At 46.8% G+C, this 14,064-nt stretch carries 9 protein-coding genes and 1 pseudogene; 9 read left to right on the forward strand and 1 reads right to left on the reverse strand.

The features are described from left to right. Positions 1-792: 792 nt before the first annotated feature. The gene (gene rhmD / locus L1F29_RS16600) at positions 793-1,992 is read right to left on the reverse strand and encodes an L-rhamnonate dehydratase (RefSeq protein WP_258389400.1); all 1,200 of its coding nucleotides are present in this window, start codon (positions 1,990-1,992) and stop codon (positions 793-795) included. A gap of 174 nt (positions 1,993-2,166) precedes the next feature. On the opposite strand from rhmD, the gene L1F29_RS16605 reads away from it, so the two are divergent. From L1F29_RS16605 to L1F29_RS16645, 9 genes and pseudogenes are all read left to right on the forward strand, one after another. Further along, positions 2,167-2,583 carry a GNAT family N-acetyltransferase gene (locus L1F29_RS16605; protein WP_258389401.1) on the forward strand — a complete coding sequence of 139 codons (417 nt, stop codon included), beginning with the start codon at positions 2,167-2,169 and terminating at the stop codon, positions 2,581-2,583. 167 nt (positions 2,584-2,750) lie between these two features. Next, positions 2,751-4,136 carry a protoporphyrinogen oxidase gene (locus L1F29_RS16610; RefSeq protein ID WP_258389402.1) on the forward strand — a complete coding sequence of 462 codons (1,386 nt, stop codon included), beginning with the start codon at positions 2,751-2,753 and terminating at the stop codon, positions 4,134-4,136. 1,217 nt (positions 4,137-5,353) lie between these two features. After that, positions 5,354-6,784 (forward strand): ABC transporter substrate-binding protein, encoded by a 1,431-nt coding sequence (locus L1F29_RS16615; protein ID WP_258389403.1) that lies wholly within the window; start codon positions 5,354-5,356, stop codon positions 6,782-6,784. Between the two features lie 441 nt (positions 6,785-7,225). Next, the gene (locus L1F29_RS16620) at positions 7,226-9,205 is read left to right on the forward strand and encodes a right-handed parallel beta-helix repeat-containing protein (protein ID WP_258389404.1); all 1,980 of its coding nucleotides are present in this window, start codon (positions 7,226-7,228) and stop codon (positions 9,203-9,205) included. A gap of 221 nt (positions 9,206-9,426) precedes the next feature. Further along, a complete protein-coding gene (locus L1F29_RS16625; protein WP_258389405.1) occupies positions 9,427-9,792 on the forward strand; it encodes a PadR family transcriptional regulator in 366 nt (121 codons plus the stop codon). Further along, entirely contained in the window at positions 9,779-10,792 is a 1,014-nt protein-coding gene (locus L1F29_RS16630) for a hypothetical protein (protein ID WP_258389406.1), read from the forward strand. The genes L1F29_RS16625 and L1F29_RS16630 overlap by 14 nt, the downstream gene beginning before the upstream one ends. Before the next feature lie 386 nt (positions 10,793-11,178). After that, entirely contained in the window at positions 11,179-12,099 is a 921-nt protein-coding gene (locus tag L1F29_RS16635; RefSeq protein ID WP_258389407.1) for an aminoglycoside phosphotransferase family protein, read from the forward strand. Between the two features lie 735 nt (positions 12,100-12,834). After that, positions 12,835-13,629: a phytanoyl-CoA dioxygenase family protein gene (locus L1F29_RS16640; RefSeq protein WP_258389408.1), complete on the forward strand. Its 795-nt coding sequence runs from the start codon at positions 12,835-12,837 to the stop codon at positions 13,627-13,629. 224 nt (positions 13,630-13,853) lie between these two features. Continuing rightward, positions 13,854-14,060 (forward strand): annotated as a pseudogene (locus L1F29_RS16645) (GNAT family N-acetyltransferase); the annotation flags it as partial. Positions 14,061-14,064 lie beyond the last annotated feature (4 nt).

Below are 14,064 nucleotides of genomic sequence, written 5' to 3' on the forward strand. Positions count from 1 at the left end.
TACATGCCGGCAAATCTAAATAAGCGTTGCAACAATGGCCGCGTTACATTGGAGTTGGGTTTGTTGTTGTAATGCTCTCCTATGGATCGAAGCTGCTGTGCAGGAAAAAAGTCAACGCCGTTTCTATGAGCGAAGCATTAAAAGCAGGAACGGAATAGGAGTGAATTTTGCAGTCATTTTTCTTCACCCCTCAATTCCTCATTCGACCGATTGTATTTACAAGATAAGTCGGTTCTGGTGAAACTACATGATGGATAATTAATGGGAGGCCTTGAAACCTCCATACAGCCTGGCGTTCTTCGGAGTGATACCTTTATCCTGAGCGATTCGCGATAAAAATCCTGGCTTGTTAGAAACTAAGGTAGACGGCGAAGATTTTCTGGATGCCATTATGAAGCCGCATTATTGCTATTACCATGCCGTTAAAGGACTGTTCAATTCCAATGGACTTCATGGTATGGCACATATCACGGGAGGAGGGATCGATGGGAATCTTAATCGAGTGTTACCGTTAAGACCTTTAACATGGGAGTCGGCATAATTCTTGTCATTGATCCGAACGACCTGGAGCCAATCCAAGCGCATTTACAAACCCAACAAATAAACAGCTATCCGATCGGAAGAATCGTTCCTGGAAGGTTAACCATTTACATCTGCCGCGGCAAAATAAGAGAAGCTCAGCTTCCTGTCAGCTGAGCTTCCTGAATCTTATACCATTATGATATCCGTATGTACCGACACGAGTGGTCTGTACATTGTATACTCGCGATCCGACTTGAGCAATGCTGCCCGTTATTGAGATAAAGATTGTCCTTTCTTTACTTCGATCAGTCCTTCGCGGTTCAACTCGACGCCGAAGCCGGGCGCGTCGCTTACTTTCATTTTGCCGTTGACCGGGATCGGTTCATCCTTGATCAGCGGATAGAACTGCGGTACGACGCTGGCTCCGTCAGGGCTCATCATAATGTACTCGGAGAACGGACTGTTCGGCTTGGTTATGACGTAATGATTGCTGTATACTCCGCTGCCGTGAGGGACGACAAGCTTTCCGAAGGTTTCGGCCAGATGGCCAATCTTAAGCAGCTCGGTAAGCCCGCCGCACCAGCCTACGTCAGGCTGAATAAGGTCGATGTCGCAGAATTCAAGCAGCATCCGGAATCCGTACCGGGTCGCTTCATGCTCTCCGCCGCTCACCATAATCCGGTTCCCGGCCCGTTTCTTCAGATCGCGGTAGCTCCAGTAGTCATCCGGGTTGAAGCACTCTTCGATCCATTTGAGACCAAGCTCCTCGCAGTTCTGCATAAGCGTCTGCGCATAGGGGAGGTCAAGCGACATCCAGCAGTCCAGCATCATCCAGAAATCATCGCCAACGCGTCCGCGCATATCGGCAAGCTGCTCCACGTTCTTGCGCATGCCTTCCTCGCGGTCGGACTGGCCGTATTTCAGCGGCATCTTCCCGCCGATAAAGCCCATTTCCTTGGCAAGATCCGGACGGGGACCCGTCGCGTAAAATTCAATTTCCTCGCGCACTTTGCCTCCGATCATCGCATAGACCGGTTCCTGCCGTAGCCGGCCAAGCAGATCCCACACGGCCAAATCGACAGCGGATATCGCATTCATGACCAGACCCTTGCGGCCATAGTATAAGGAGGCGCGATACATTTGATCCCACATCTGCTCTGTATTGCCGACGGGCTGTCCGACAACGAAACGGTCAAGATGGTTCATAATAAGCCATGCGGCCGGATAACCGCCAGTTGAAATGCCGAAACCGATCGTGCCGTCGTCGGCTTCCACCTCGACCACAATCGTCTTCAGCGCATTGATGCCGAAGCTGGTCCGCGTTTCTTTATAAGCCGGATAAATGCTCATCGGGGTTGAAATCTGCTGCACGATCCAATGGTCTACGCCTCTGCTGTGATAATCGCCGCCCCCATTCTCGACCACATAGGTCCGGATAGCTGCGATGCGACGCCCTGTACTGCTTACCATAATGAACGCTCCCTTCATTCAAATCGGGTTCAAATACCAATGAACTTCAAACCCAGTTAATTCCATTATAATCGACAACTCCAATCCGGTCATGCCTTGAATTAGCTCTACCAATAAAGACTATTCGACACTGCACTTTATTAGGCTCACAATCTTGCCGAACGATTAGAATATATGGACGAAGTAAGTGAATGGTTTTGGCATGATTGGGGGGGAGGTCAGTCGTTAGATTATATGAAATACACAACCCTTCACAGTGCGCAAAGAGTTCGAGTTCCGATGCTGTTTATTACGCTTGCTGACCAACGACTCGTCGGTACCGTCTCCATATTGATGAATGATCTACGCTGCAGACAAGATCTCTATCCATGGCTGACAAGCTTGTATGTCGTTGAAGATATGCGGAATAGAGGCATCGGCCGGTTATTACAGAAACGTGCCATTGATGAAGGAAGAAGGGCAGGTTATAAGAATTTATATCTGATTACGAATCATGACGGTTACTATGAAAAGTCGGGGTGGATCTTTAAGGATTTAGCACCCAAGATGAATGGAGATTTCACCAGAATTTATCGAAAGGATTTGAGCTGACTGTCTGCTGCAGTTCCCGCACAGCATCCTTCTTGCCTTGACGAATGTTTATGATGGAATTCACCGCACAGCATGGGTTATGGATATCATGTATAATGGGTACATACGAGCATGAACGAAGCTATCGTTCCATGAAATCATGCAATGGAAAGTCAGGTGGAATCTCTATGAAAACAATCGTGATTATTGGCGGAGGGATTACAGGCCTATCAGCCGCTTACCATCTTCAGAAATTGGTCAAAGCCAAGCATCAGGATGCAAAAATAGCGTTGGTGGAGGCTAATGATACATTAGGCGGCAAAATCAGAACCGTTCATGACGGTGAATTTATGATGGAGACTGGAGCAGACTCGATTGTCGCGCGTAAAACGAATGTAGCTCCATTCCTTGAAGAGTTGGATTTACAGGATGACGTTGTTTATAATGCGACGGGTGTCTCTTTTATTTATACAGACGGTCAATTGAAACCCATTCCGCAGGACGCGTTGTTTGGCATTCCGATGAGTCTGGAATCGTTAGCGAAGACGGAGCTGGTGTCGGCGCAAGGGAAGGTAGAGGCCTTGAAGGACTTCTACACACCCAATGAAACATTCACAAGGGAGGATTCCATCGGGGATTTCCTGAGGTATTATCTGGGGGACGAGCTGGTCGAGAAGCAAATTTCTCCGGTCTTGTCCGGTGTGTATTCCGGTCAGCTGAAGGATTTGACGCTAGCGTCGACGCTGCCTTATTTGCTTGATTATAAAAATGAGTACGGCAGCATCATCCGAGGTTTGTCCGAGAACAAACAACGGTTCCAGCGTACGGGCGACAAGAAGTTTTTGTCCTTCAAGCAGGGTGTATCCAGCTTAATCGACCGGCTGGAAGAGCGCTTAACCGATGTCGATCTCTATACCGGCCTGCAAGCGGTACAAATCGAGAAGCAGCAGGACCGGTATATCGTTGCTCTTTCCAATAAGGAGGAGATCCATGCGGATTTCATCGTACTCAGCACACTGCATCCTGTAGCGCAGCGGCTTCTGCACGATGAGCGCTTGGATGAAGAGTTCAGCCAGTTGAAGAACAGCTCTCTGATTAGCATATACCTTGGTTTTGACATTCCAGACAGCGAGCTGCCTGCGGATGGGACAGGCTTTATCGTCGCGGAAGGCAGTGATTTGAAGTGCAACGCCTGCACATGGACCAGCCGTAAGTGGGACCACACCTCGGAGAACAAGCATTTACTGGTGAGGCTTTTTTATAAGAGCAGCTGCAAGGATTATGAAGCGCTCCGGCTAATGAAGGAAGAAGAGTTAATTGAGGTCGCACGACAAGACATCGAAGACAGCCTTGGTATTAAGGGTAAGCCGGTTTCATTCGAGGTTACCAAATGGCATGAAACGATGCCCAATTATCATTTGAAGCACCCTCAAACCGTGAAATCGTTGGAAGAGAAACTCTCCGAGAGCTACCCTAACGTGATTCTAGCCGGCTGCTCCTATTATGGAGTAGGTATTCCGGATTGCATCCTGAACGGCGAGCAGACCGCACAGCGGATTGTTGAACGCCTATGAGCGACAGGACCTAGTTAAAACTCTACACGGAAAACCCTCCAATTGGATACTGGAGGGTTTATTGGCATTTATAGTTATTCGCATAACGTCAGCATAGCCACTCTTCTTAGAACATTCACGACTATAATAACTTGCTATGAATAATCAAGAATAATAATATATATAAAGTTACAAATAAACCTGATATGTTATAATATGGGATTTAACATGAAGTCTATCATACATACTATTCACTAGAGATAAAGTCGGCTGCAGGATAAGGAGGGTGGTAAGGATTTCGGGACATTATGGCGCCGCCCTGTTTAGAGACATATTTCAATAAATCAAACTGAAGGATGACGTACATATGCTGGAGCAGCTACGGCTGCTGAATTACCTATGACGGCAGCATGCTCAGCAAACCAAGAGAGGGATGGCCATCCTAAGAACCATAACATCTCAAGAATATAATGGTATTTAATGTAATTATAGAAATATAAGGAATGTACCCATAAGAAGTTGCGTAATCGTCTAGGTTCCAAGCTGCAAGCTGATTTTATTAAACATATTGAATAGAGGATAGTAAAACGAAGCATTTCGACGAAAAATGAAGATAAAACCGTTATTTTCCCACGAATTCGAGCAAAATGATAACTTGAAAGCGCTATCTTTGTGCTGTATATTCTAAGAGAAATCGAAACGGTTCGAATGAATGTGATGGCTGGCTCGCAAGGGAGGAGCGTTACCATCGTGTTAAGATAGACCAACCAACAAAGCGCGATGAAAAACTTGCGACGTACTGTAAATATAGGGCGCGAGGGCGCTCAGGATCGTGAGGCAGCATGAATTTATCACAAATAAGTAAGCGGTTACATACTACGTGCAAGATTTTCGTCGATTGAACATCGCGGGTTACCGGACTGCTTGGATCCGCGAACAGCCCGATGTTAGGTATATGCTGTGTGTGTGTACCTCGTCATTATTCGCCGCTTATTGAAGCTAGAGAAGCAGGACCAGAATGATACATTGCAGTAAAGCAAGGGTAGTCTCGCTGTCCGAAACGTCGGACTTGTCGCTATAATTTTTTAGAAAGCGCTATACCCTTTTTTTGAAACGTTTCGAATGCCGGTGTGTATACTCCATACATTAAGGGAGGTGATGTGGCTTCACATAAGAATTACCTGTTTTTTTCGAAAGGGCAAAGCGTTCAATACGAATAATGAAGGAGTTCGATGGACATGAGAAAAGTGTTCTCCTTGTCAATGATTATGGTTTTGTGCTTGACGCTTGTACTAACGGCTTGCGGTAATTCGGGGGACAGCAATAAGGGGAATAGCAGCACAGCAAACGGCAATAAAGAGACCGGCAATACCGCTCCGAACGATTCGGGCGCTCCGGCCGATACGCCAGACAAACAAAATAGCGACCCGGCTGAGGATGGAAAAAAAGAGACGGTTACGCTGAAATGGGCCACTTGGATGGGCAAAGAGGAAGCGGATCAATATATCAAAGCGTTTGAAGCTACGCATCCTCACATCAAAATCCAAAAGGATCCTGCGGTTGATTGGCCATGGAACGAAAAGCTGTCGGCAGTAGCGGCTGCAGGCGAGCTTCCGGACGTCATGTGGACCTTCGGCGTGCCGTTCGCTGCCGCCAACGGCTGGCTTGAAGATCTGACGCCATATCTAGAGAACGATCCGGAATACCAAAGCGGGAAAACGTTCAAGAACCTGGACGCCACGGCGAATTATGACGGCAAGCAGTATGCACTGCCGCATTCGCTCTACATGTTCGCCATTAACTTGAATCTGGATCTGTTCGAGAAGGAAAACGTTCCCGTGCCTCCGGTTAACTGGACGATAGACGATATGCGCGATGCAGCGATCAAGCTGACGAAGTTCAACGATAAACAGTTCGGCATGTCGGGATTGGGCGGCTTGCGCCAAACGCTCCCGTCCGCATTCGATACGAGCCTGGACTGGAACACATGGGACGGCGAGAAATTTAATTTCACAAGCCCGGCCTTTAAAGAAGCTTCCGATTACGTCGATGAACTGCTCTACTCCGATAAAGTTTCTTATGACATCTACAAGCCTGAAGAGATTCAGGGATGGTTCGGGAAGGATCAATGGCCGTGGATGCTGGGGAAAGTCGGTATGCAGTATGACGGTACATGGAGTATATCCGGCAACGCCAAGAACGCCAAGTTCAAATGGGATGTGAGACCGCTTCCATCCGCGAAAGGACAGCGAGTTCCGCTCATCACGGACTATGTCGGCCTGTCCAAGAGCTCCAAGCATAAGCAGGAAGCATTCGAATTTATTAAATGGCTGACGTTCTCTAAGGAAGGCTGGATGGAAAGAATGAAGCCGGAATGGCCTCTTGGCAGCATCCCGCTCGTGAATGATGAAGAAGTTTGGAGCGCTTATCTGGGCAGAGAAGATATGCCTCCAGGCATGAAAGAGCTGGTCAAGATGATTCCTGACGGCTTTGTCGATTTGATCAAATGGCTGCCGGGTTACCAAGTTGGACTATCTTCTGTTTATGACCCGACATTCAAAGATATTAACGATCGGAAAGTTAAATTGGAAGACGTTGCGGCAGATTTGGATAAGAGAATGAACGACTCGTACATTGAGGCCGTTGCTCAACTGAAGGCTGTAAAATAACAGCACCGAATCAGGAGTGGAACTAGCGGTTAAACAAACAAATCTCGTCCCTAAGACTGCGGTCTTGGGGGCGGGATTTTTGTTTTTATTATGGCTGCTTGATCAAGCTGGCCTTGGCACCTCCACGTCTAAAGGCAATCCGCCGATTTGTGAAATTAATGCCGGTGAAAATTCGGAACCTTGCATCTGTGTTTGCCAATTCTATCATCCTTTCTATTGAATAGATTTATTCGAGCTTGAGAACATATTAAGAGATAAATGGAAAGCATTGACACCCGTTGTGCAATCGATTACGTTAAGTGAGAATTCGATTGCACAACTCACTAGACAACAAAGAGGGATGAAAATGGCGAATATTTATGATAGTGCGAAATTGGCGGGTGTATCTGCCGCGACTGTGAGCTATAGAATCATCATTATGCTAAGGGAGTTGGGAGTGCAATGGGAAACAACGTAAAGCCTTATCCGGGAATGATCATCATGGAAGATGTCGTGTTCGAACCCGGCGATTATCATTTCGACAACGGCTTAGGGTTAATTGTAGCTGCTGACGGAATTACGATTGATGGTAATGGGGCAGTCATTATAGGCCGAGGTAAGGAGGGAAAAAGCATAACCTATTCGGGTATCGGCTTGTTCTCGAACGGTCATCGCGATGTTATTGTTAAAAACCTGAATATTAAGCGCTTTCGAACGGGCATGAAAGTCATGAATGGATCGGGGTGGACGATAGAAGATAACGACTTGTCCTACAATTACACCGATCCGGATTTTGGATGGGGAGACGGCGATCCATTCGGCGCGCTGTATCTATTCAATATTACGAATAGCTTGGTTCGCGCAAACAAAGGCAATTATGTCTGGAACGGCCTCCATCTGAAAGGCTGCGAGGATAACCGAATCGAACTGAATCAATTCTCGCACTGCACGAATGTCTGTTTGAAATTGTGGCATTCGTCGAGAAATGAAATTACGGGGAATACGATGAATCACGGAATAAGGATCGCGCCCGGAGAAGTCCATGCGCGGGATTCGACGAGCGTATTGATCGAAAGCGGTTCCAATTATAATCGTTTCATGTCTAACGATTTTACCCATGGCGGGGACGGTGTGTTTATTCGTTCGCTTAATGGATGGGTCAGTACGGGGAATTATTTCGAAGACAACGATGCTTCCTATGCGCACAATAACGCCTGGGAGGTATGGGACCCCGGCAACACGTTCGTAAATAATAAAGGCAACCATTCAAGCTACGGCTTTTGGCTTGGAGGATCATGCCATGCGGTACTTATCGGTAACGAAGCAGCATACAACGGGTTACGAATCGCAAACGCTCCGGAACCGTTCGGCAATGCGGGAATTGCCGTCGTGAACGGTTCCAGCAGCCATTTTGTCATGAGGCATAATCACATCCATCATAACAAGAGCGCCGGCCTGGCTATCGGTTATAAACCCGGTTATGAAGCGTTCCACTGGATCATCGAGCAGAATGTAATCACCGACAACGGCACCTACGGGATTTATTTGAAACATGCGAACTGGATCAACATATCTGCCAACGTACTCACCGGCAACAAGCTTGGAGAGATGCATGAAGACATGAATGTCTCTAATGTCTTTCTAAATACCTTGGATTCTTCCGATCGTTCAGGACCGAAGGCGGTTGCAACCAAGTTGACGGAAAGGGCTGTCGCCGGGATAACGGTGCGATTTGAAGCCGGAGAAAGCTATGATCCGGAAGGCAGTGATATTGTATTTCGCTGGGATATGGGAGACGGCACAATATACAGTGATTCAGCCGTTGATCACATCTACAAGACGCCCGGATTTTATCGTGTTGGCTTGACCATATCGAACGGGAAATTGTCTGATTTGGCCTGGCTCGACCTGTATGTATTCCCGGATCCATCAGAAGTGCTGCATAACATGAAGTTGGACGATGCTCAAATCTTCCAGGAAGTTGCCGATACATATACAGTTTGCAAAACGGATCCGGGTACGGCCGTTCATGAAGGGCCGTCTTTGGTCATTGTCTCCGATTCGACGCTTGCCCGCATCCGGTTCACGATTCCAGAAGCTGTTGATCTGAAGCGGGCAGCACGGCTGACATTCTGGATGAAGCATCAGCATGAAGAAATAAACGGTTTTACCGAAGGCGGATTAATGATTCGGCTTCTGCAGGACGATGTGTCCGGATTCGTATACCGATGCGATACCCCACTCTTCAATTGGAGCAGCAATGCCTCGGAGGCGCGTTATGGATGGACCTTAGTCAGCATCCCGTTACTAGAAAACAACAGCGGGTGGAAGCGCAGGATAATCGGCACTCCGCAGTTTGGAAACTTTCGAGACCTGATTATAGAATACTCATCTCATGGCGGCCGTTATCGGGTATGGCTCGATGAGTTCGTATTTTTATAATAAATCAATGAAGGGGAGTGTACGCCGATCTTATGTTCGATGGCGAGCAATATACAAGTATGGAAAACCGCTTAACCAGCGGTTTTTTGTGTTTTAAGAACAATCACGCCGATGTATGTAACAGTCATCAAAGGACATTAACCAATATTTATAAATTTATATTAGTTGATTATATACAATAGTGTGCGCCATACAGTATAATGACGTCAGGAGTTGATCATATGGCTGATTTGAATGAAACGATTAGCGGTTTGTTGAGTGAACTGAGACGCGGAACGATCGTCATCGGCGTGCTCAGTCAATTATCCGAGCCGCAATATGGATACTCTCTTGTCCCGATACTGGAGGAGAAGGGACTGTCCGTCGATCCGGGCACCTTATATCCGCTGCTGCGCAGGCTGGAGAAGCAAGAGCTGCTTGAGAGCAAGTGGGACACGAATGAAGCGCGCCCCCGGAAGTACTACTTGCTTAGCCCGTTCGGACGGGAAGTTTATGCGGGACTTCGCCTGGAGTGGCGCAAACTGATCGCCAGTATGGAAGGCGTCATGGACGAGGCCAAAGGAGGAGAACGGAATGGAATTAATTGACCGGTACATTTATGCGGTAACGCAGCGCCTGCCTGAACAGCAGAGAGCGGATATTAAGCAAGAGCTTCAAGGCTTGATCGAGGACATGATGGAGGAGCGGGCACCGGCGGGTCAGGCCTCCCGGGAGGTTGCGGAGGGCGTGCTCTTGGAGCTTGGTCATCCGAATGCGCTGGCTGCCAAGTATCGCGGATACGACCGCTACTTGATCGGTCCGCTAATGTTCGAGCCTTACCTGACCACGCTCAAAATCGTACTGATTTCGATCGCCATAGCCATGACCGGCATCTTCGCCATTGAATCGATCGTTGAGCCTCATGATGTGCTTGAACATTTCACGGATTTTCTCGTGTCCCTCGTTATTGCAGCCGCCCAAGGCTTCGGCTGGGTCACGATCGTATTCGCATTGATCGATTACCGCCAGCAGAAGAATGCCGTCGTCAGCCAAATGAACAAAGGGTGGAAGCCGTCCGACTTGCCGCCAATCCCCGACAGGAATATGCAGATCAAAATGAGCGAGCCGATTGCAGGCATTATTTTCACCGTGCTGTTTACAGTGCTTTGCCTGTACTCCATCGATCTTGTTGGCGTCTGGAGGTTCCATGACGGCGAACGAACGGTCATTCCGTTTCTGAATGCAGACGTATTCCGAAACTATTTGCCAATGGTAGGGGTACTTGCCGCATTAGGCATCTTGAAAGAATGCATTCGAATCATCGTTCGCAAAAGGACGGGCAAGATGATCGCGTTTCACATCGTGTTATCGGTTGTAGTTACAGTGTTGGTGTGCGTCATGCTGTCCGATCCGGCCATCTGGAATGCCGATTTCATACATCAGATGCAGACAGCGGGGATCTTGTCTGCCGGAGGAGAGGATTACGACACGGTAGTATCGATATGGTCTAGAATAAGCGATTGGCTCGTTATTATTATCGGATTCTTCGCTCTACTTGATATCATTTCCGAAACATACAAGTGGTACCGGATGAAAACATCTGCTTAACGAATCCTCAAGCTAAGGCATGCTTATGCATCGGAGCAAACAAGGAAACGCGAGTCCTTCTGATTGAATTTCGGAAGAACTCGCGTTTGTTCGTTATTCTTGTGACGAAGAAGAAACTAGCAGGCGCCGCGGCACATTCCGGAAGCCAGATGTGCCAGACTAGCCACTCGCTGTTCACGAATGTTGGTTTTCTTGCTGGACAATCGAAGCGGCGGAAGACCATCTTGACTGGATTTGATGTATAATCAAGGGAAAAATAGGATTTCCCTATCATGTTCGCGTATAAGCTTATCACTACCTGGGTGCTGCTGGCTGCATCATGCTCCGCAGTATGGTGGAGCTTCAAAACAGAATAGCTTTCATATAAAAGAGTGAGGTAGATTCGAATGAAGAACAAGCATTATTGTTTTAATCAAAACGAAACTGAAAATATCATAAATCGTTTCGGCATAGATTTTTATAAGAAAGTTTTGAGGGATGTTGAAGGTTATGCGGAAAAATGGAGCTTAACCTCGATTCAATTCATTCCTTCGTATTCTGCAAACATCGTTTTTACATGCTATTCCGATAGGTTTGGAAGCGTCGTGCTGAAAATAGGCAACCCTTCATTCGGGGGAATATATACAGAATTTAACACGTTGTGTCAATATAACGGCAGACGGTTTTGCAGAGTCTTCGCAGCTGATATTGAAAACGGCGTCATACTAGAAGAGTGTGTACAGCCAGGGAACCCTCTAAGGGATGAGAGCTCTCTTGATAAAAGACTCTCTGTATTTTGTTCTCTATACAAAGGCTTGCATATATCGCCCGCTAAATCAGAATTATTTCCAACTTACACAGATTGGGTAAGCCGAATAACAGAGTACATGAACAAGCGACAAGATTGCAAAGAATTAGTTTTGTATATGAAGAAAGCAAAGGAGATCTATTTGTCCGTTTCTGCTTCGTATTCACAAAAGATGCTGCTTCATGGCGACTTTCATCATGATAATATTTTGCTAGGTCGTGATGGTGAATATATCATTATCGACCCAAAGGGCGTAATAGGAGATCCTCTATTCGATGTTCCGCGGTTTATATTAAATGAATTCGGAGACGAAAGAACGACTGAAGTTTATAAGACAATAAACGATATCATTTGCAGTTTAGAAAAAAACCTTAATATTCCAAATGACGTATTAAGGAAATGCCTTTTTGTGGAAACCGCTATGGGCATATGTTGGTGCGTAGAAGACGGATCAACTGCCGAGGAGTATCCGAGTCTGATAAATGACGTTGCTTTCGCAGAATCTCTGTTAAATACTTGATTGTTATGCACCTACCAAAATTGTACAGGAAATGGCAGCGAACCAATGAATTGTCGAATCGAGAAAAGGGACTCCTTTCAATCGGTTGGAGTTCGGAATAACGTCACACGCGTCGATAGCAACAACCGAGCCTTGTCCGTAGGACCGGAGATCCAACCTGGCGCTGAGAAACAAGTGATCACCGAAGAAAAGGAAATCGAATTATGGCTTTTCGTTGTTAAGGTTCAGAAAAGATCGTGATCGAGTGAGAAGCATATCCATCCCAAAAAAGTCGCATTGATGCGGCTTTTTTTGATATCCCTAGCCGCGGCAGAGATGAGTGAAAGACGATTGTTCGTAGAAGAAAATAAAAATGTAGTAAAGGTCATGGCGGTACCCCTGAATCGAATAGTTATTTAGAAAAGAAAGCGCATGGTTCGTAATGAAACTTCTTGCCCTCGCAGAAATGAAAACTGCTGCATGATATTCATGTTATCGTAGATATCTTAGAAAAGGGACTCCTTTATTAACAGGATGGATGTGAATCAGATTGTCGAAGTATACAATGTTGTTGCCCTTGAAGGAAAAGAAGACTGCGAAGTAGAAGGAGTAGCCAATACACTCTCGCAGTTTCCAAGCAAGAAGGGGGGATACGGAGCAAATCTGAGACATGTTTGAGCAAGCTGCAGATATAATTAGTTCTGATCAAGACTGGAAGTGTATCTCCTAATTCAGATCAAATACTGAGGTGAGGTCATGTTGAATCCGATTGTTCAACCTGGAAAATTTACCGAGATGGATCAATTCATCTTCGAATCGTGGGGCTATTTCATTATTCCAAACGTGCTTGCCAAAGATGAAATCGCCGAGGCGCTTGCGGCGTCCGCACGCCTTCATGACGAGGCAGGTACGAAAGAGTTCGGCCAAGTCGGTCGCGGCTACGAAACCGAGCCTGCGCTTGAGGCGCTGATCGATCATCCAGCCGTGCTGCCAAAGATTCGTGGAATATTAGGCGAGCACTTCATTCTTCAGGCACTCTGGAACACCAAGCAACCGGCACGAGGCAAGACAGGCGGTTGGCACCAAGATGGATCTTCTGCATACGATTTCAAGCATCTCGGTTCGCCGGTTCCGCTTATTCAATTGCGGGCTTCCTTCCTGTTAAATGATCAGCACGAACCAGGCATGGGCAATATGGAGATGATTCCAGGCAGCCACCGCTCCCGGGTCGGGCCGCCTCGCGAAGTATTGATCAATAAAGGCGATACCCCGATCTCGCATATCGTTTGCGCTCATGCAGGGGATGTGCTTGTATTCCACAATGCGGTATGGCATCGTCCATACGAGCACAACCATGATTATGACCGTTATACAGCACACTATATATACAGTCCGCCGTGGGTCAGAGCCTCGGATCGTTTTACGACCGATAAGGATTTCTATGCCCGTACAACCGAAGTTCGCCGTTCATTGATGGGTGAATTCGATCGTCCGGATGCTCCGTATGGAGTGGGATACAAAGCGCCTGATTTCCCCGAAGACAACGAATAAAATCAAATTAAGAAACAGCCCATTTGTAGGTGGCTTGGCCCATATTATTCCTATCCTCGGGTAAATGAACTACATTGCACCCCTTATAGTAGACATTGGAAAAACACGCAGGTGTTATCCAATTTACTATGGGGGTATATTTTTGTCACTTGATCTTGTCACTATATCTAATGAAGTCTACTATTTATCTAAGATTATTCATAGCGATATAGGAGGCATGCAACCTGGGATTCGTTGTTAAAGAAAAGGATAGAAATCGAGGTGTAGGCAGCATGTTGATTGAGCGTCTTGAACAGTGGGGAGCGAACAATGGATATTCGGGGATTAAACTGTTATCCCATCCAAGTCGCGTACATGCACATAGGTTTTACGAACAACGCGGCTATATATTTACTAAGGACCAAAAAAACGATATGAAAAAGTTCAAATAGCATC

This window comes from Paenibacillus spongiae (assembly GCF_024734895.1).
Taxonomy (GTDB): domain Bacteria; phylum Bacillota; class Bacilli; order Paenibacillales; family Paenibacillaceae; genus Paenibacillus_Z; species Paenibacillus_Z spongiae.

Excerpts from the sequence above, each read along its gene's own strand:
- L1F29_RS16615 (WP_258389403.1), top strand. The coding sequence starts at position 5,354 with ATGAGAAAAGTGTTCTCCTTGTCAATGATTATGGTTTTGTGCTTGACG.
- L1F29_RS16635 (WP_258389407.1), top strand. The coding sequence starts at position 11,179 with ATGAAGAACAAGCATTATTGTTTTAATCAAAACGAAACTGAAAATATC.
- L1F29_RS16625 (WP_258389405.1), top strand. The coding sequence starts at position 9,427 with ATGGCTGATTTGAATGAAACGATTAGCGGTTTGTTGAGTGAACTGAGA.
- L1F29_RS16620 (WP_258389404.1), top strand. The coding sequence starts at position 7,226 with ATGGGAAACAACGTAAAGCCTTATCCGGGAATGATCATCATGGAAGAT.
- L1F29_RS16630 (WP_258389406.1), top strand. The coding sequence starts at position 9,779 with ATGGAATTAATTGACCGGTACATTTATGCGGTAACGCAGCGCCTGCCT.
- L1F29_RS16610 (WP_258389402.1), top strand. The coding sequence starts at position 2,751 with ATGAAAACAATCGTGATTATTGGCGGAGGGATTACAGGCCTATCAGCC.
- L1F29_RS16605 (WP_258389401.1), top strand. The coding sequence starts at position 2,167 with ATGGACGAAGTAAGTGAATGGTTTTGGCATGATTGGGGGGGAGGTCAG.
- rhmD (WP_258389400.1), bottom strand. The coding sequence starts at position 1,992 with ATGGTAAGCAGTACAGGGCGTCGCATCGCAGCTATCCGGACCTATGTG.
- L1F29_RS16640 (WP_258389408.1), top strand. The coding sequence starts at position 12,835 with ATGTTGAATCCGATTGTTCAACCTGGAAAATTTACCGAGATGGATCAA.